The organism is Clostridium bornimense, from assembly GCF_000577895.1.
Taxonomy (GTDB): Bacteria; Bacillota; Clostridia; order Clostridiales; family Clostridiaceae; genus Clostridium_AN; species Clostridium_AN bornimense.
On sequence record NZ_HG917869.1, the window covers coordinates 65,018 to 84,970 of the forward strand.

Sequence of the window (19,953 nt, forward strand, 5' to 3'; positions counted from 1 at the left end):
ATGAATGATATAAATATTGATAATATAAAAGTATCTTTAAGATTAGATGAGGTTATTAATAATGCCGTTAATGAAGGGTATAAAAATGTTAATAATAAGAATAGTATACTGAAAAAGCTAGCAATAACAGTAGTGATTGTAGGGAGTATAGGAATAACATTATCTGGGACAAGTTTTGGGGAAAGAGTATTAGCTAATATTGGGTTAGAGGCTTTTGATATCGGTAATTATATTGGTGTAAATAAGAATTTAAAAGACTATACTACAGTAGTTGATAGTTCCGTTACTAAAAATGGCATAACTGTGCAACTAAATGAAGTTATTTTAGATAGGGATGAACTAATAGTTTCAACTACTACAAAAATAGATACGGCTATAGAAAGTAATGAAAGTTTATTAGTATTTGGTGACGTATATATTAATGGTAAAAAGATTTCTGAAGGCGCTGAAGGAAGTAAAGAACAAATTGACCAATACACTATGGAAAGTATCTTAAAATATAACTTAAAAGATGATTTGCCAAATGGAGAACTAGATATAAAGATAAAGTATAGAGAGGCATTACTTAGTAGAGAAAATTCAAATAGCGAGGAGATTAAAGGACCATGGGAATTTGAATTTAAGGCTAGTGGGGATACATTAGTAGCTAAAACAACAAATATAAAATTAAATAATTCTTTTAAATTGGACAATGGGCAAAAAGTAATTTTAAATGAGTATAGAAGTAATGACGTAGGGACAAAGATTTACTATGATATGAAAGATAAAGATGAAGCATATGATATAATTCTTAGAGGATATGATGATTTAGGCAATGAAGTAAGTTTTTATAGTAGTTACGAAGGGAAAAATGATGGAGTTATGAAAAATGAGAGTGAAATTTCAGCTTATGCAAGTAAGCTAGTATTAACTCCATATGCTGTAGCATATTCTGAGAAAAGTGGTAAGATCAATGATAATTATCATCAGGTGGGAGAAGAATTTACGATAGAAATAAAATAATAGATTAAAACATAAAGCAATTATATATAAATATCATTGCTTTATGTTTTAATGAGAAAAATTATAGATATAAATAACAATTTGTAAAATTAGTTGAAAATTTAATAAAATTAAACGAAATATAATATAGTATAGTATGTAAATAGGATGTTTATATTATAGTTATGTTTAATTCGGAGGTTGAAGAATGGATAAATACGTCGTTTTAGAAGATGTTACAAAGTGTTATCAAATGGGAGAGGTTTCTATAAAGGCTGCCGATGGTATAGGATTTGAAATTAATAAAGGTGAATTTGTCGTGGTAGTAGGACCAAGTGGTGCTGGTAAAACTACTGTTTTAAATATTTTAGGTGGCATGGATACTGCTACTAGTGGAAAAGTTATTGTAGATGGAAAAGATATAAGTTCATTACGTGGTAAAAATCTAGTGAAATACAGAAGAGAGGATATAGGATTTGTTTTTCAGTTTTATAACTTAATGCAAAATCTTACTGCATTGGAGAATGTAGAATTAGCTCTTCAGATTAGTAAAAGGCCTTTAAATGCAATGGAGATATTAAAAGATGTTGGCCTTGGTGATAGAATTAACAATTTTCCGGCTCAACTTTCTGGTGGAGAACAACAAAGGGTTTCAATTGCGAGAGCTTTGGCTAAAAATCCTAAATTGCTTTTATGTGACGAGCCTACTGGTGCTCTTGATTATGTAACGGGAAAGGCAATTTTAAAGTTACTTCAAGATACTTGTCGTGAAAAAAATATGACTGTTATAATTATTACCCATAATACTGCAATTACTCCTATGGCAGATAGAGTTATTCATGTTAGAAATGGTAAAGTAGCAAAGATAGAAACAAATGAAAATCCAACATCTGTAGAAGATATTGAATGGTAGTACTTGGAGGTAATAATAATGAAAGCGCTTCAACGTGATTTTTTTCGTGAGATAAAGAAAAATAAAGGTAGATTTATTTCAGTATTTTTCATTGTAATGCTGGGAGCTGCATTTTTTTCTGGTATAAGGTCTAGTAAATTTGATATGGAACTTTCAGCAGAAAGCTATTATGATGGAAAAAACTTAATGGATATAAAAGTAATAAGTACAGCTGGACTTACTGATGATGATATTGAAGATATAAGTAAAGTAATGGATATAGAAAAAGTTTTTCCTAGTTACTCTAAAGAAGTTTTAAATAAGGAGAATAACAAAGAACAAGTAGTAAATTTAATTGGATATACAGAGGGGATAAATGAGCCTACTGTAATTGAAGGAAGACTTCCAAATAAGGAAGATGAATGTTTTGTTGATACTGAATATCTTGAGAAAAGTGGACGTAAAATAGGTGATAAAATAACATTTTATTCTGGTACTGATGAAGAGATATCAAATTCGTTGAAATATGATACCTATAAGATTGTGGGAAGTGGAAACTTACCACAGTATATGGATTTTACTCGTGGAATTGGATCTATAGGGGATGGAAGCATAGATAGTTTTGTTGTTGTTATGCCAGAGGTATTTAAGCAAGAAATATATACTGAAGCATACATAAAAGTTAAGGGAGCAAAAGAACTAGATAGCTTTGATGATAGTTATAAAAATAAGGTAGATTCTGTAGAAGAAAAACTTAAGGATATTTCAAATGATGCAGTACAACGTAGATATGATGAAATATATAATCAACTAATAAACAGTATAGGATATGATACTAATTTGGTGACAGATATACCAAAAGTAGAAAAACCACAATGGTATATAACAGATAGAAATGATATTTCATCTGTAGCCAGTTTTAATACTGATGCTGAAAGGATTGCAAATATAGGAAAAGTATTTCCTGTTATATTTTTTCTTGTAGCTGCTCTTGTCAGTCTTACAGCTATGACACGTATGGTAGAAGAACAACGTCAACAAATTGGTACATTAAAAGCATTAGGTTGTAGTAATAGTACTATTGCCATGAGATATTTTGCTTATGCAATGATACCTACAGTTTTAGGTTCGGTAATAGGTGTAGTTATAGGAGAGAAGTTGCTACCTTTTGTGATAATGGATGCATATTCTATAATGTATACAGGGTTAACTGATTATGTAATACCGTTAAATTGGGAACAAGGTCTTTTTGCAATAGTTGTTAATGTGCTTTGCAATGGGGTTGCAACTCTAGCTGCATGTAGTAAGGAATTTAGGGCAAAGCCTTCTGAGCTTATGAGGCCACAAGCACCTAAGGGTGGAAAAAGAGTATTTTTAGAGAGAATTAATTTTTTATGGTCTCATATAAGTTTTACAGGAAAATCAACCATTAGAAATTTATTTAGATATAAAAAGCGTTTCTTTATGACTGTTATAGGAATAGGCGGATGCATGGGGTTAATTCTTGTAGGACTTGGGCTTCATGATTCTATAACCTTTGTTGCAAAAAATCAATTCAAAGAGTTTACAAAGTATAATGCAATTTTAGCAATAGATACTGAGGGTTCAGAAGAGAAAAGTAAAGAGTTAATGTCAGAGATAAATAATTATGATGGTATTAAAGAAACATTTAAAATTTATAGTCAAAATATAGAACTTAAAGGTGAAGATAAATCTATTGATGTTACAATGAATGTTCCTTCAAATTATGAAGATATTGAAGACTATTTTATATTTCAGAGTCGTAAAACAAAGGAGAAATATAATTTTCCTAAAGAAGGAGCGGCTATAAGTGAAAAAACTGCTAAGATGCTTAATGTTTCCGTTGGAGATACTGTAAAAATAAAAAGTGGTGAAGATATAGTGGAAGTTCAAATTAAATTTATTTATGAGAACTATTTAGGACATTATATTTTTATGTCTGAGAGCCAATACGATACTTTATATAAGAAAACACCAGAATATAATCAGATCCTTGTAAATTATAATGATACCTCTGAAAAATTTGAAGAGTCATTAGGGAAAAAATTAATAAAATTAGATGGAGTGAAGGGAGTTTCATTTACTTCTGATATCGTAAAAAGTATTGATGATATGCTAGGTTCTTTAAATTTAGTAGTATATATTTTAGTATTATCAGCGGGATTATTAGCTTTTGTAGTTTTATATAATTTGAATAATATAAATATTGCGGAACGTCAACGTGAACTAGCAACATTGAAAGTGTTAGGTTTTTATGATAAAGAAGTATCATCATATGTATATCGTGAAAATATTATACTGACTATAATTGGAATAATATTTGGTTTTTTAATAGGTTCATTATTACATCAATATGTAATTCAATGCGCCGAAGTCGATACCATTATGTTCGGACGATCTATACGTGTAATAAGCTATATTATTAGCGGTATTTTAACTTTTGTATTTTCAATTATCGTTAATTTAGTGATGAGTGGTAAATTGAAAAAGATAGACATGATTGAATCATTAAAAAGTGTGGAATAAAATGTACGTTATATAAAATTGAAAAGAATATGAAAAGAGGCTGTTGCAATAACAAATGCATTATATCACTAGATATGGATGAAATGAAAATTTGTTTGTGATAACCTCTTTTTTAATTAGTAATTTATTTGAATTATAATTACATAGCCGTTAATCTCTTATGCAAGAAACTTATTAATTAGAACAGATAGAGTCTTGCAAACATATGCTAAAAATTCCTAAGTATATTAATAAATAAGATAGTAAATATATAAAAGTATACGTTCAGGAACAAAAAAACCTCTTTTACGACAAATTCACAGAAATTACACAAAAATTTTTTTATAATTTTAGCATAAAGAAAATCTTTTAAATTAAGTTACAAGATATACTTAAGTGATAGTTGTGAAAAACAAAGTTTATATAAGGGGGAACTTCTATGATCAAAAAAAGAATATTAAAAATGGCAGCAGTATGTACCACGATGGTTATGATGCTGTCTGGAGGAGCATTGATGGGGAATGGAGAAAAAGCTCAAGCTGCTCAAATGAAAACTGCAAAAGAAGTAGTTAAGGATATGGGGGTAGGCTGGAATTTAGGAAATTCTTTAGATTCAACAGGAACATGGTTGGGGAATAATGGAGATCCTACAAGTTATGAAACAGCATGGGGAAATCCTAAGACAACAAAGGCGATGATTAATAAAATAAAGGAAGCTGGATTTAAAACAGTAAGAATTCCAGTAAGTTGGGGACAACATATGGGTTCAGCATCAAGCTATACCGTTGATGAAGCATGGATGGATAGAGTACAAGAAGTAGTAGATTATTGTATAGATAATGATTTATATGTTGTATTAAATACTCATCATGATGATTGGATTGTTCCAACTTATAGTAGTCAATCAGAAGTAGAGCCAAAGCTTGAAAAATTATGGACTCAAATAGCTACTCGTTTTAAAAGCTATGATGATAAATTAATATTTGAGACTTTAAATGAACCAAGAGTTCAAGGAAGTGCAGAAGAGTGGAATGGTGGAACTACTGAAACTAGAACAGTAATAAATTCATATAATAAGGTTGCCCTAGAAGCAATAAGAAGTACTGGTGGAAATAATGCTAAAAGAGCAGTAATGATGCCTACAAATGCAGCAACGGGATTAGAGGTAGCTCTTAATGATTTAGTTCTTCCAGATGATGATAATTTAATAGTGTCTATCCATGCATATTCACCATATAACTTTGCTATGAATGCTAGTGGAACAAGTTCGTGGAATTCTTCTACAGATAAAGCAGAATTAGAAGCAGAATTTGATAGATATTACAACAAGTTTGTTGCAAAAGGTATTCCAGTAGTAATTGGTGAATTTGGTTCTATAAATAAAGGTAATGATTCAGATAGAGTACAACATGCAAAAGATTTCATAGAAGTAGCTACAACTAGAAATATACCATGTATTTGGTGGGATAATAACTATTCTAAGGTTAATGAAGGCGAAACTTTTGGTATTTTCAATAGAAATGATTTAACATGGTACCATGAAGATATACAAAAAGCATTAATAAGTACATATGACAAGTATAATACTAATGACGATTCAAGCAGTAGTACTACAACAGATGAGAATGGTTTAATTGACGGTGGAGTGTACTATATTAAGAACATAAACAGTAATATGTATCTAGATGTATATAATGGAAAAGATAAAAATGGTACTAATGTTCAACAACATAAAGGTAATGGTGAAAACGCTCAAAAGTTTAAAGTTGTAGCTTTAGGAGATGGATATTATAAATTAGTATCACAAGTTGGAGATAAGAACAAAGTTTTAGATGTTGAAGGTAAGAGTAAAAAAGATGGTACTAACATATGTATATACAAAGATAACGGTGGTAACAACCAACAATTTATTATAACTAAAGTTGGAACTAATAAATATACTATTGGAACTAAAGTTACAAAAGGTGAATCTTTAGTAGAAGTAAAAAATGCTAGTAAGGCTAATAAAGCAAATGTACAACAATGGGAGAATAATGGACACAAGTGTCAACAATGGAAGTTTGAATTAGCAGAATAATTTTAATTAGAATAAAGTTATATCAAAAGTAATTTGTTATGAATAAAAGGAGAGGATTCAAAATTAATTGAAGTCTCTCCTTTTTTCTATGTAGTTGATAAATCATATATGTTTTTCAGGTGCTGTATATAAAGTAAAATCTCATATCGGTATCTGTTCTAGTTAAGTAGTGGTGATTTTTTGTATATAGTTTTCGGAGCATATTGACATTAGTTAATATGTGATTTTTATATCTTAAAATTTACCTATAAGTATATTGGCGTTAATTTTTTATGTGACGATCATATTAATTAAAATAAATAAAATCTCGCAAAAATATGCTAAAAATCTCCAAGAGTATTAAAAAGTAAAATTGCAAAGATATAAAACTATGCATTTAAGAACAAAAAAACCGTTTTTACGACAAATTCACAAAAAACACATAAAAATCCTTTTATAATAGTAACATAAAGAAAACATTTCTTGATTAATTGGCTGAGATTAATCGATTGGAAGATAAAAAAAGGAGATGATTGAATGTTTTTAAAATTGAAAAAAACCACTACTAAATTATTGGCAGGGATAATGGCAATATCTATGGGATTAACAACATTGTCACCAGTTGAGGTATTTGCAGCTAACGATGCAACAATAAACTTATCAAAAAAATATCAGACAATTCGAGGATTTGGAGGTATGAATCATCCTTCTTGGGCTGGTGACTTAACAGAGTCACAAAGAAATACAGCATTTGGTAATGGTGAAAATCAGTTAGGTTTTTCTGTACTAAGAATTTATGTAGATGATAACAAAGATAATTGGTATAAAGAAGTAGCAACAGCTAAATCAGCAATTGCAAAAGGGGCTATAGTTTTTGCCACTCCATGGAATCCACCAAGTAGTATGACTGAAACTTTTACGAAAGATGGAAAGAAAGCAAAAAGACTTAGGCATGATAAATATGCTGATTATGCAAAGCATCTTAATGATTTTGTTACATATATGAAGAATAATGGGGTTGACCTTTATGCAATTTCTATAGCAAATGAGCCAGATTATGGACATGATTGGACATGGTGGACAGCTGATGAAGTTTTAAATTTTATGAAAAATTATGCAGGATCAATTAATTGTAAAGTAATTGCACCAGAATCTTTTTCATATAACAAAAGTATGTCAGATCCTATACTAAAAGATTCAAAAGCATTAGCTAATATGGATATTCTTGGTGCACATTTATATGGTACAAGTTACAATAATTTTGCTTACCCTCTTTTCGAAGAAAAAGGAAATGGCAAAGAATTATGGATGACAGAAGTATATCATCCAAATAGTAGCAGCTCAGCAGACAAATGGCCAGAAGCATTAGAGGTTTCATATCATATGAATAAAGCTTTAACTAATGGATTCCAAACTTATACATGGTGGTATATACGTAGAAGTTATGGACCTATGAAGGAAGATGGAACAATAAGTAAACGTGGTTATTGTATGGCACAATTTTCAAAGTTTGTACGTCCCGGTTATATAAGAGTTGGAGCAACTGAAAATCCTAGTACTAATGTCACTGTATCAGCATATACAGGCGATAATAAGGCAGTTATTGTGGCAATTAATAAAGGATCATCAGATGTAAATCAAAAATTTGTAGTAAATAACGGAAATATCAAAAAGGTAGATAGATATAGAACTTCAGGAAATGAGAATTTAGCAAAAACATCAAATTTAAAAGCTGATAGCAACGGATTCTGGGCTAATCTTCCAGCTAATAGTGTTTCAACATTTGTATGTGACTTATCATCTACAACAGGCAACAATAACAACAATAATAATACAAGTAATAACGACAACAATACCAATAATAATGAAAATGCAACATTAAAAGATGGATGGTATTACATTAAAAATGTAAATGCACAAAAATATCTTCAAGTTAAAAATAATAAAGGCAAAAATGCACAAAATGTTGAATTAGGTAAAGGATCAGGAGCAAAGGGACAAAAATGGTATTTGAAAAATGTAGGTAATGGATACGTTACATTAAAGAGTGGTTTAGGTAATTATATGGTAGATGTAGCAAATGGAGAGAATAAAAACGGAACAAATGTACAAATATATGATGGATATTCTGGAAAAGCACAACAATTTACTATAGATACTACTTCAAGTAAAGGAGTATATACTATTGCAACTAAGAGTAGTAATGGAACAAAAGTGTTAGATGCTGAGAAAAAGGGAACTGCCGATGGAACAAATGTACTTCAATGGGCTTATGGAAAAGATAAAAAGAATCAACAATGGAAATTTGAAGAAGTGAAGTAATTTAAGAAATAAAAGATATTTATTAAAAAATATAAAAAGTTGATTTAGGAGGATAAATGATATGAAGAAAATTATAAGTATATTATGTACTATGCTTATGTTAATAGGATTCTTAGATGGAATATCTTATAGTGTATTAGCATCATCAAGTAAAACTTTAGATGATGGATGGTACTATATTAAAAATGTAAATGCACAGAAATATTTACAAGTAAAAGATAATAAGGGTAAAAATTCACAAAATGTTGAGATAGGTAAAGGTTCAGGTGCAAAGGGACAAAAATGGTATTTAAAGAATGTAGGTAATGGTTATGTTACATTAAAAAGTGACTTAGGTAACTATATGCTTGATGTAGAATGTGGAGAAAATAAAGATGGAGCTAATATACAAATATATGATGGATATTCCGGAAAGTCACAACAATTTACTATAGATACTACTTCAAGTAAGGGAGTATATACTATTGCAACAAAGAGTAGTAATGGAAAAAGAGTATTAGATGCAGAAAGAAAGGGTACTGCCGATGGAACAAATGTCCTTCAATGGAAATATGGGAAAGATAAAAAGAATCAACAATGGAAATTTGAAGTTATAAAGTCAAGTAGCAGTAATACAAATGACAATAACACAAATAGCAACAATAATACTACAACTGTTTCAAAAGATAATTTAAAGGGAGCTTATGGCAACATATTTGGTAAAGTTGGTTCAGCAGTAACGCTTGCGCAATTACAAGATTCAAAATCATTGGATTTTATTAAAAAACATTATAATAGTATAACTATGGAAAATGAAATGAAGCCAGATGCTTTATTAGGATCTAGTGCAAAAAAGATAACAGTGGCAGAAGCAAAGAAAAAAGGATATATCATACCAAGTGGATATACAGAACAATATGTTCCTGAAATAAACTACACTAATATTGATAAAGCATTAAAAATAGCTAAGGATAATAACTTAAGTGTAAGATTCCATACTCTTGTATGGCATAAACAAACTCCATCATGGTTCTTTAAGAGTAATTTTGATAATAGTAAAGGTTATGTAAGTAAATCTGTAATGGATGCTCGTTTAGAATATTATATAAAGAATATTATGACACATGTTTATTCTAGTAGTAATGGTAGTGTTGTATATGCATGGGATGTAGTAAATGAATATTTACATAATTCCGATAGTGGTACAAGCGATTGGACAAGAATTTATGGTGACGAAGGAACAAAACCAACTTATGTTAAGAAAGCTTTCCAATTTGCAAATGATATATTAAAAGAATATAACGTTAGTAGCAAGGTAAAGTTATTCTACAATGACTATAATACATATCAAGTAGCAGATAAAATTGTAAGTATGATTTCATATATAAATTCTAATGGTAAAGTTTGTGATGGTGTTGGTATGCAATCTCATTTAGGATTAACATGGCCAAGTATATCATATGTTGAAGAAGCAGTTCAAAAATTTACTAATGCAGGATTTGAAATTCAAGTTACAGAATTAGATGTTTCAATTGGAAAAGGTAATAGTATTAGTGCTAAGGAGCAAGAACAAGCTAAGTACTATTCTGATTTAATGAAGATGTTAATTAGTAAAAAGAAAAGTGGTGCTAATATAACAGGATTAACATATTGGGGGCTTTCTGATAAGACTTCTTGGATAAAGGATGTTTCTCCATTATTATTCTCAGATTTAGATAATCCTAAGAAAGCTTATTATTCAGTAATAGAAGCAAGTTCTACTTATTAATTTTTAGTATTGCCGTGAAGATTAATAAAATTCACGGCAATAATTGTAATGTTATAAAAAGAGGGATGATATATGAAAAAAATAATTATAAGTATTTTTTGTGTGCTTTGTATGCTAATTGGGCTATTAGATGGCATACCGGATATTGTAATGGCAGTATCAAGTAAGACTTTAGATGATGGATGGTACTATATTAAAAATGTAAATGCACAAAAATATCTTCAAGTAAAAGATAACAAGGGTAAAAATTCACAAAATGTTGAGCTAGGTAAAGGTTCAGGAGTGAAGGGACAAAAATGGTATTTAAAGAATGTAGGTAATGGTTATGTTACATTAAAAAGTGACTTAGGTAACTATATGCTTGATGTAGAATGTGGAGAAAATAAAGATGGAGCTAATATACAAATATATGATGGATATTCCGGAAAGTCACAACAATTTACTATAGATACTACTTCAAGTAAAGGAGTATATACTATTGCAACTAAGAGTAGTAATGGAAAAAGAGTATTAGATGCAGAAAGAAAGGGTACTGCAGATGGAACAAATGTCCTTCAATGGAAATACGGAAAAGATAAAAAGAATCAACAATGGAAATTTGAAGCTATAAAATCAAATAGTAGTGATAATACAACTAATGACAATACTACAAGTAATAGTAGCAATAAACTTGGTTCTATAGAGGTATATGTAGATAAAGCAAATTCATCTAGCAATAAAATTGTAACAGTTCCGGTAACTGGTTCTGGATTTAAAACCAGTAATACAGAAGATCCATTTACACCAACAACTACTCAAAATAAAGATACATCATCTTTAAAATTAACTAAGAGTTTTAAAGAATTCAATGGTACATTAGGGGGGAACCCACTAATAACACAAAGTTTTGCAGCAGATCCTACTTGTGTTGAATATAATGGAAGATTATATGTTTATGGTACAGGAGATAAAATTACATTTGATTCAAATGGTAAAGCAAAGAATAATAGTTATAGTACACATACATTAAAAGTAATATCTTCTGAAGATTTAGTTAACTGGAGAGATGAAGGGGAAATAGATGTAAAATCTGTGACTGGATGGGCAAATAATGCATGGGCACCTTCAATAGCTAAGAAAAAGATTAATGGATCCTATAAATTTTTCTTGTATTTTGCAAATGGAGCTAACGGAATAGGCGTTTTAACAGCTGATTCTCCAACTGGTCCTTGGAAATCTCCAAGATCTTCAGAATTAATTTCAAGAAGTACTCCAGGATGTTCTGGTTCAGAAGTCCCTTGGTTATTCGATCCAGCAGTATTAGTAGATGATGATGGTACAGGATATCTTTACTTTGGTGGTGGAACTGATGGAAAAGATAAGAATAATCCAGGAACAGCAAGAGTCGTAAAACTTGGTAGTGATATGATTAGTCTTGCTGGAAATCCTGTTAAAATGAGTCCTGCATCTTTATTTGAAGATAGTGAGATAAATAAAATTGGAGATACTTATTACTATACATATTGTACAAACTTTAGTACTACTACAACCAATAAAGGTGCAATATATTTAATGACAAGCAAAAATCCTATGACTGGATGGCAACAAAAAGGAGAAGTGTTTGCAAGTACAGGATCTCAATTTAATGGTTTAGGTGGAAATAATCATCATAAGATTTTCGAATTTAAAGGCAAATACTATATACTATACCATACAGTAGTTTTAGAAAAAGCAGCATATAATTCTACTGCAGGATATCGTTCCCTTCAAATAGATGAACTAACAGTAAATACTAGTAATAAGACAATGAGTGCAAAAGGAACTTATAAAGGAATTACAAATAGCGTAAGTAACTTAAATGGACGTCAATATACTAATGCATCAACAATGGCATGGAATGGTGGGTTAAAGACAAAGTATTCTAATTCTCAAAAATCTATGGTTATTGACTCTATTCATACTGGGGATTGGCTAGGAGTTAAATCTGTAGACTTTGGATCAAATGTTAAGAAATTAACTGTAACACTTGCTTCTGATTCAAATGAAGATAGTTATAAGAAAGTAGAAGTTACTCTTAATAAGAGTGTATCAAATGTTCATGATTTGTACTTTGTATTCCGTGGAGAAGGTTATCACGTAGCTGGATGGCAATTTAGTTAATGAATAAAAATTTTAGGGTTAGAAAATGTAAGAGAAGCTACTCTTATTACAAGAGATAGGAAAAGATTGATTCCGTAAAGATGTAGATGTTTATAGAAAGTGAATTAGAAAGAATAGAAGAAGTTCTATGTGTAAAGGCATAGGACTTTTTTATTAGGCTATGTTAGCTAACTTTGTGATAATTTTATAATAAAAATAACCATATCATATAATTTAAATTATAAGGTATGGTTATTATATAATTTGTTCATAATATATTAATACTGCGAACATTTATTTAATACTGAAAATATCCCCTTTGTCATTAAACTATGTAACAATGATGCTAATTTCTCTGCTGAAAAAGGTTTATTATTGTTATACCAGTAAATAACAGTTGATAAAATTGCACCAAAACTATATTCACATAGAATATCAATTCTTAAATCATTTTCTTCTAAATTAAATTTTTTAATAAATAATGATTTAACTGCTGATTTATATTTTTGTGCAAAAGAAGGATCGCCATTATCACCAAGTAATATACTTAGATAATACCCATAATACTCATATACTTGTGCTACCTTTGCAATAAGTTCTTCTGAATTTAAATTATCAATTGTATTATCTAATTCTTCAATTATTTCATTTATAAGTGTTTCTTCAGCATATTCAAGCAAATTATCAATATTAAGAAAATATTCATAAAATGTACTACGATTATATCCAGCTATATCTGTTATATCTTTAATTTTTATCTTATACAATGATTTCTCTTTATATACTTTCCAAAATGCCTCTAATAAATTATCTTTCGTTACTTTACATTTTTCTGGTTGTTTATTCATCTTCTTCGCCTCTCTAAAATCCGACAGTTTAACTTATGTTTAGTTTTATGGCTTTACTAGTTCATCAATTTGAAGAATATGTACTACCTGGTGGTGGACCTGTAGTAATTAATAAAGCTAACTTTGGTGAAAAAGTTAATTATCGTAATTATCCTGGAAATATGCAATCAGCTATGATTGTAAATAATTTAGCATATATCTTTTATATATCTGCAATAATTTTTCCTAAAATTATTTGGCTTGGGCTTGGAACTATGTTCTTTAATTTGTTCCAATTAATAGGTCATGGTTTAAAAATGAATAAAGGTATGAAGACTTGGTATAATCCTGGATTAGCATCAGTAATTTTCTTATTTGTTCCTATAAGTATTTACTACATGTTCTTTATTGTAAATAAACTTAAATATGGAGATGTATAAATTATGAAAAAATTTTTACTAAGACATTTTTATAATATAAGCTTAGGTATTGGAATAGTTGTACTTATTGGTGCTATTATATTTTGGAAAGATATGAGCTTTCTACAAGGGCTAGCTGTATTAAACTTTGCAGTAATCAATTTTCACTTCTTTGAAGAATTTGGTTTTCCAGGCGGGTTTCCTAAGTTTTGCAATACGATATTTGCTTGCAAAAACAGTCCTGCACCTGACAGATACCCACTTAATCAAATGTCAGCTTTTTTAACTAACTGGGTAACTGCAATAGTATTATATTTACCACCAATATTTTTTCCAGATGTAATTTGGTTTGGTCTTGCACCAATTTTATTTGGTGGTGTAGCTCAACTTCTTATGCATGGAATTTATAATAATATAGTATTAAAAAAATTCTACAATGCGGGACTAGCAGCTGTTTTATTTGGGCATGTACCAATAGCAATATGCTATATATATTATATTACGGTACACAATTTAGCTAGTGGATGGGATTATTTAATAGGTACAGTTATCATGGTTTTATGGTATGTTGTTGTTGTACGTATCATTATTAATAAGACATTTGAAGATGTAAATTCTCCTTATCCATTTGATGAAGTTGAAATGAATAAATTTAAAAAATAGAAATTGATGTATATTGTTTATGCACTTCTTATGTGCAAAAAGAGAGGATTCAATTATTTTCGAATCCTTTCTTTTTTAATATAAAAACACACATAGAATACATATAAAAAAACACCATAGGTCGATAGAGTGAAAATTAAACAAAAGTGAAACAGTAATAATTATTCCAGTTTACAAAAATTCATTTATAATTAGTGGAGTATGATGATATAATATCAAAACTAGAGTAGAATATTTTTGATAATTAAATTAGAAGGATGATAAAAGAGTTAAACAAAAAATGTATAGAAATGGAGCCAATAAGAATAGATAATTATTAATAAGCTATAAAAGCGAATTATAAATTGGTAGAAAGAAGGTGATTGATATGAAGAATAAGAATTTTATAGTGGCAGGTGTATTTGTAGTTTTTATTTTTATCGTATCATTACTAAACATTATCTCACCAACAAAAATATACTCGGAAAAAGAAAAAAGAAAACTAGCTCAATCACCGGAATTAAATAAAGAAACAATATTCTCAGGAAAATTTACACGAGAATACGAAGAATACTTCAATGACCAATTTGTATTTAGAGATAATTGGATTAGTTTAAACACAAAATATAAAATCTTATCTCTGAACAAAGATATAAATGACGTATATCTAGGCAAGGACAATTACTTATTTGAAGATACATCGTCATACGATACAAAAAAACTATATAAAAACATGGACCATTTGAAAAATTTAATAATTAAATATAAAGATTCAATTGGAGAAAATAATATTAATATTATGTTGATTCCTAATGGTAGTGAGATTTTATCAGATAAGCTTCCTAAATATGCTACAGTTTTAGACCAGCAAAGGATATTAAAAGATGCGGAAGTTATGTATAAGGATAATTTCATCAACACATACGATATTCTAAAAAGAAATAAGTCTAAGTACATATACTATAAAACAGATCATCACTGGACTACTCTTGGTGCATATTATGCATACAATGCTTGGGCTGATAAAACAAACCATGAAATAGAAACATTTTCATCAGATAATACAAAAATAGTTTCTACTAATTTTTTAGGTACTATATATTCAAAAATTAATTATGCAAAAGAGCCTGATATCATAACTATTTACAATCCAGAAGAAAAATATAGCGTAAACTATGATTCAAATACTTCTAGTAGCACTAGTTTATATAACTTAGAATACCTAGAAAAGAAAGACCAATATTCAGTATTTTTAGATGGTAATCATGGATTAGTAACCATAACATCTTCAAACACCAATGGTAAAAATCTTCTCATAATAAAAGATTCATACGCCAATTGTTTTATACCATTCATTGCAGATGAGTATGAAAAGATTCATGTAATAGACTTAAGATACTATAACTCAAGCCTCGAAAGTTATATTGAAGATAATGATATTTCCGAGTTATTAGTTTTATACAATATTAATTCTATTGCAAAGGATACAAATCTATATAAAGTAACAAGATAATATATATGAAAAAAGCAAATTATTTTACTCACTAAGATGATGATAAAATAATTTGCTTTTCTTTATTAATTAATAACAATTTAAAGTGCTATATAATACTTAATATATAGCAACTACTTAGTATTTAACATATCATCTATAATATTTTTAGCAATATCATTTTGATCTTCATAATACGCTAGAAGTTCACTATCTTCTTCTAAAGAATCATCATAACCACCAAGCATTATAAAAAATACATAATCATCATATTTATAAACCTCAGATGATTGAGTCTTTAATTCATTCATAGGATACATCATAGTATCATTAATTAACATATCTCTATACTCAGTCAAAGCATCAAAAACCTCGTTTACTTTACCTTCTTTAGCTTCTACAGCAACAAAAGTATCAACATGAGTACTCATAGCAGGAATATCTGCTACTGCATCTTTGTACATATCATCAGTTAAACCAAATCTTTCATTAATTTCTTCTTTACTTAAAGACATAGTAGCTAAATATTTATCTCCATAAGCATCTACAACAGCTTTACGAATTGCCTCAACACTTTTTTCTGCTACGACCCCATCATTATTTTCACTGTTTTCAATTCCAGTAGATTGCTGATTGTTCAAAGTAACATCACTTTTAGCACATCCTACTAAAGATGTAACCCCTAAAGTAGCTGCTAAAAATAGCACTAATATTTTTTTCTTCATATGTTTTCCTCAACTTTCTTTTGTTTAGCATTACTTAAATAGTTATAGTTACATTATACATTTTAATTCAACAATTGACGATATGTTTATAATAATATAAAGTGAACTTATAATTATATAATATACCTGTGTATAGTCTTCTTTTAAATATTTAACTAAATTAAAGAATGAGGTGATATAAATTGGTTTTCAGTAGTCTAACATTTATGTTTGCTTTTTTACCCATGGTTTTATTAGCTTATTTTATCATGCCAAAAGCAGTACGAAATCTAACACTATTTCTATTCAGTTTATTATTTTATGCCTGGGGAGAACCTATATATATTTTAATAATGATTTTCTCTACAATAGTAGATTACTTCCATGGCATGTTAATCTATAAATATAAGCAATGTGATAATAATAAAAAATCTAGACTAATTTTGATATCGTCTATCTTCATAAACTTATCACTATTGGTATTTTTTAAGTATTCTGATTTCTTTATATCAAGTGTAAATACTATATTCGGCTCTAATTTAAAATTATTAAATTTAAGCTTGCCAATTGGTATATCTTTTTATACGTTTCAAACTATGTCCTACTCTATAGATATTTATAGAGGTACCGTTACTCCTCAAAGAAATATAATTGATTTTGGGACTTATGTTGCACTATTCCCCCAATTAATAGCAGGACCTATTGTTCAATATAAGACAATAGCTCATCAACTAAGGAACAGAAAAGAAAGTCTAGACCAATTTACATATGGAATAATTAGATTTGTATCTGGACTTGGGAAAAAAGTACTTATTGCAAACAATGTTGGACTTATATGGGAAGAGATAATCTCAAGTGACTTAAGTACTATCTCTGTTCTATCATCATGGATTGGAATAATTATGTTTGCACTACAGATATATTTTGATTTTTCCGGTTACTCGGATATGGCAATTGGACTTGGAAATATGTTTGGATTTAAATTTAAAGAAAATTTTAATTATCCTTATGAATCCAAAAGCATTACAGAGTTCTGGAGACGATGGCATATTTCATTAGGATCTTGGTTCAAAGAATATGTATATATTCCACTAGGAGGAAACAGAAGATATCAAGTAAGAAATATTTGTATAGTATGGTTACTAACAGGATTATGGCATGGGGCTAGCTGGAACTTTGTAATATGGGGAATATATTTTGGCTCAACACTGTTATTAGAAAAGTTTATACTAAAGAAGTTTTTCAACATAAATTCAAGAATATATGCTCTATTATTAATTTTAATTGGATGGGTTATCTTTGCTTTCGATAATTTACAACATGGATTAATATATATAAAATCTATGTTTTCAATTAGTAGCAATGTATTTATAGATAGCAATGCTTTATACATATTAACTTCTAATATAACTATTATAGTAATTGGTATTATTGCATCTACTAGTATTCCAAAGAAAATTACTAGATATTTTCTAAAAGGCAAGGAAAATTCTTGGACATTCTCTATTGTTACATCAGTATATATACTAGGCATACTTATTCTTTCTACTGCTTCTTTAGTTAATAGCTCATACAATCCATTTCTATATTTTAGATTTTAGAGGTTAAATAACTAATTATGAAAAATCTAAAGACTTTTATGTAAATAAATTAGGTTTTGAAATTATTAGAGAGAATTATAGGATTGATGTTTTTTTGATCCAGATGGATTACCTTTAGAATTACATGAGTAATATTTATCATTTTATAAAGTAATGGACTTGAAATCACGAAAAAAGCAAGAATAGAATTAATATTTTCATTTGTTTTAATATGAAAATCTTGCTGTTTTGATTATGGTATGGTGAACCGTATCACAAGTAAGGGATACGGTTTTTTATTATATGATATAATATAATAATTAAAAACACATAGAAATAAAAAAGGAGGAATGTTATTGGATAATACTTTTGAACCAATAGATACAACTACAAATTGTACAGTAGCAGATGTAAGCATTAATGATACTAATATAGGAAGTGCTACAACTACCTTAACGTACCCAATCAGGCAGCCAGAAGAGTATGTTAATGATTTTATGGTTAGCTTAAGGGCAAGCGAAATTAGAAAAGTTAGGAAATATTGTGAAGATGCAAAAAAGAGTGAGTTTCCTTGGAGTGAGATACTTTTAGCTATATCTACAACTTGTATAGGATGTTTTTTAGGAGCACTTACATCAAATGTTGAATTGAATTCATTAAAAGGAATTATTATGTATGTAGTAAGTTTGGTAATAGCATCAGGAACATTTGTAGCATACTTATTTATACGTAGAGGTTCAATTAGTGATGTTAATGATTTAGCAGATAAAGTTAAAGAGTACATAGTTGATCCAGATAATATATAAGAGGGAGGAATTATTATGAATATAAATGATTTAAGTACTCAGTTACTATATACCACTGTACCTATATTTGGGATAAAAAGTGATGGATCTCAAGTGAGCGGCACTGGGTTTATTTTTTCAATTTTTGATAAAGACGACACTTCTAAATCTATACCTTTATTAATAACCAATTACCATGTTATGGAAGATGTTATTAATGGATTTATAGAATTTTCTTTAGCAGAGAATAATATGCCTATAAAGGGAAAAAGTATCAGAATAAATTTTGATGGAGATGTACTTAAAAATAAATTAGGGAGCTTAGATTTAATAGCTATACCATTAGCTGATGCATTAAACAATTTAAATAAGAATAATATTAATGTATTTTATAGGACTATTAGTAAAGAAATGATTCCTACTACAAGTCAAGTAGAAGAATTATCAGCTTTAGAGCAAATAACATTTATAGGATACCCTAGTGGACTTTATGATAATTATAATAAAACGTCACTTATTCGCCAAGGTATTACAGCAACACCTATTTGGAATGATTTTAAAGGAGAACCTATTTTTCTTATAGATGCAGGAGTATTCCCAGGTTCAAGTGGTAGTCCAGTTTTTATTTATAATCAGGGGAGTTATCCTACTAAAGATGGAATTTCTATAGGAAGTCGGCTTTTATTTGTAGGAATTATTTCAGAAACTATACTGAGACAAGGAACAACATATTTAGACCTTGGGAGAGTTATTAATAGTAGAGCTATGTATAATGAACTAGAAAATATAATGAGACCATATATTTAAATGATTTTATCAAAACGAGCTCCGTTGGAGGTGTAACGGAGAACCGTACCATAAG

15 protein-coding genes and 1 pseudogene are annotated in these 19,953 nt (G+C 29.0%); 14 read left to right on the forward strand and 2 right to left on the reverse strand.

Going from position 1 to position 19,953, the window contains the following annotated elements:
* The 7 genes from CM240_RS13670 (at position 1) to CM240_RS16970 (ending at position 12,663) form a co-directional block, all read left to right on the forward strand.
* Entirely contained in the window at positions 1-1,002 is a 1,002-nt protein-coding gene (locus CM240_RS13670; RefSeq protein ID WP_044040076.1) for a DUF4179 domain-containing protein, read from the forward strand.
* Positions 1,003-1,189: 187 nt separating this feature from the next.
* Positions 1,190-1,894, forward strand: a complete 705-nt coding sequence (locus CM240_RS13675) for an ABC transporter ATP-binding protein (protein WP_044040077.1) — start codon at positions 1,190-1,192, stop codon at positions 1,892-1,894.
* Positions 1,895-1,912: 18 nt separating this feature from the next.
* Positions 1,913-4,420 (forward strand): ABC transporter permease, encoded by a 2,508-nt coding sequence (locus CM240_RS13680; protein ID WP_044040078.1) that lies wholly within the window; start codon positions 1,913-1,915, stop codon positions 4,418-4,420.
* Positions 4,421-4,838: 418 nt separating this feature from the next.
* Positions 4,839-6,476: a cellulase family glycosylhydrolase gene (locus tag CM240_RS13685; protein WP_051483863.1), complete on the forward strand. Its 1,638-nt coding sequence runs from the start codon at positions 4,839-4,841 to the stop codon at positions 6,474-6,476.
* Between the two features lie 516 nt (positions 6,477-6,992).
* The gene (gene xynC / locus CM240_RS13690; RefSeq protein ID WP_084485524.1) at positions 6,993-8,777 is read left to right on the forward strand and encodes a glucuronoarabinoxylan endo-1,4-beta-xylanase XynC; all 1,785 of its coding nucleotides are present in this window, start codon (positions 6,993-6,995) and stop codon (positions 8,775-8,777) included.
* A gap of 61 nt (positions 8,778-8,838) precedes the next feature.
* On the forward strand, positions 8,839-10,524 hold the full coding sequence (locus CM240_RS17600; RefSeq protein WP_051483864.1) for an endo-1,4-beta-xylanase: 1,686 nt from the start codon (positions 8,839-8,841) through the stop codon (positions 10,522-10,524).
* Between the two features lie 72 nt (positions 10,525-10,596).
* On the forward strand, positions 10,597-12,663 hold the full coding sequence (locus CM240_RS16970) for a family 43 glycosylhydrolase (protein ID WP_051483865.1): 2,067 nt from the start codon (positions 10,597-10,599) through the stop codon (positions 12,661-12,663).
* A gap of 257 nt (positions 12,664-12,920) precedes the next feature.
* Here the strand turns inward: CM240_RS16970 and CM240_RS13705 are convergent, their stop codons facing one another.
* The gene (locus CM240_RS13705) at positions 12,921-13,490 is read right to left on the reverse strand and encodes a TetR/AcrR family transcriptional regulator (protein WP_044040079.1); all 570 of its coding nucleotides are present in this window, start codon (positions 13,488-13,490) and stop codon (positions 12,921-12,923) included.
* Positions 13,491-13,525: 35 nt separating this feature from the next.
* Between CM240_RS13705 and CM240_RS13710 the strand changes: the two genes are divergently transcribed.
* From CM240_RS13710 to CM240_RS13720, 3 genes are all read left to right on the forward strand, one after another.
* Entirely contained in the window at positions 13,526-13,909 is a 384-nt protein-coding gene (locus tag CM240_RS13710) for an HXXEE domain-containing protein (RefSeq protein ID WP_084485528.1), read from the forward strand.
* A 3-nt stretch (positions 13,910-13,912) separates the two neighbouring features.
* Complete coding sequence (locus tag CM240_RS13715; RefSeq protein ID WP_044040080.1) at positions 13,913-14,551, forward strand: HXXEE domain-containing protein; 639 nt, start codon at positions 13,913-13,915, stop codon at positions 14,549-14,551.
* A 367-nt stretch (positions 14,552-14,918) separates the two neighbouring features.
* Complete coding sequence (locus CM240_RS13720) at positions 14,919-16,043, forward strand: DHHW family protein (protein WP_044040081.1); 1,125 nt, start codon at positions 14,919-14,921, stop codon at positions 16,041-16,043.
* A gap of 113 nt (positions 16,044-16,156) precedes the next feature.
* Here the strand turns inward: CM240_RS13720 and CM240_RS13725 are convergent, their stop codons facing one another.
* Positions 16,157-16,747, reverse strand: coding sequence for a DUF4358 domain-containing protein (locus CM240_RS13725; RefSeq protein ID WP_051483867.1), 591 nt, complete (start codon positions 16,745-16,747; stop codon positions 16,157-16,159).
* 182 nt (positions 16,748-16,929) lie between these two features.
* Between CM240_RS13725 and CM240_RS13730 the strand changes: the two genes are divergently transcribed.
* The 4 genes and pseudogenes from CM240_RS13730 (at position 16,930) to CM240_RS13740 (ending at position 19,898) form a co-directional block, all read left to right on the forward strand.
* Positions 16,930-18,327 carry an MBOAT family O-acyltransferase gene (locus tag CM240_RS13730; RefSeq protein ID WP_044040082.1) on the forward strand — a complete coding sequence of 466 codons (1,398 nt, stop codon included), beginning with the start codon at positions 16,930-16,932 and terminating at the stop codon, positions 18,325-18,327.
* 7 nt (positions 18,328-18,334) lie between these two features.
* Positions 18,335-18,415 (forward strand): annotated as a pseudogene (locus CM240_RS18025) (VOC family protein); the annotation flags it as partial.
* A gap of 247 nt (positions 18,416-18,662) precedes the next feature.
* Entirely contained in the window at positions 18,663-19,112 is a 450-nt protein-coding gene (locus CM240_RS13735; protein WP_044040083.1) for a hypothetical protein, read from the forward strand.
* Positions 19,113-19,127: 15 nt separating this feature from the next.
* A complete protein-coding gene (locus tag CM240_RS13740; RefSeq protein WP_044040084.1) occupies positions 19,128-19,898 on the forward strand; it encodes a S1 family peptidase in 771 nt (256 codons plus the stop codon).
* Positions 19,899-19,953 lie beyond the last annotated feature (55 nt).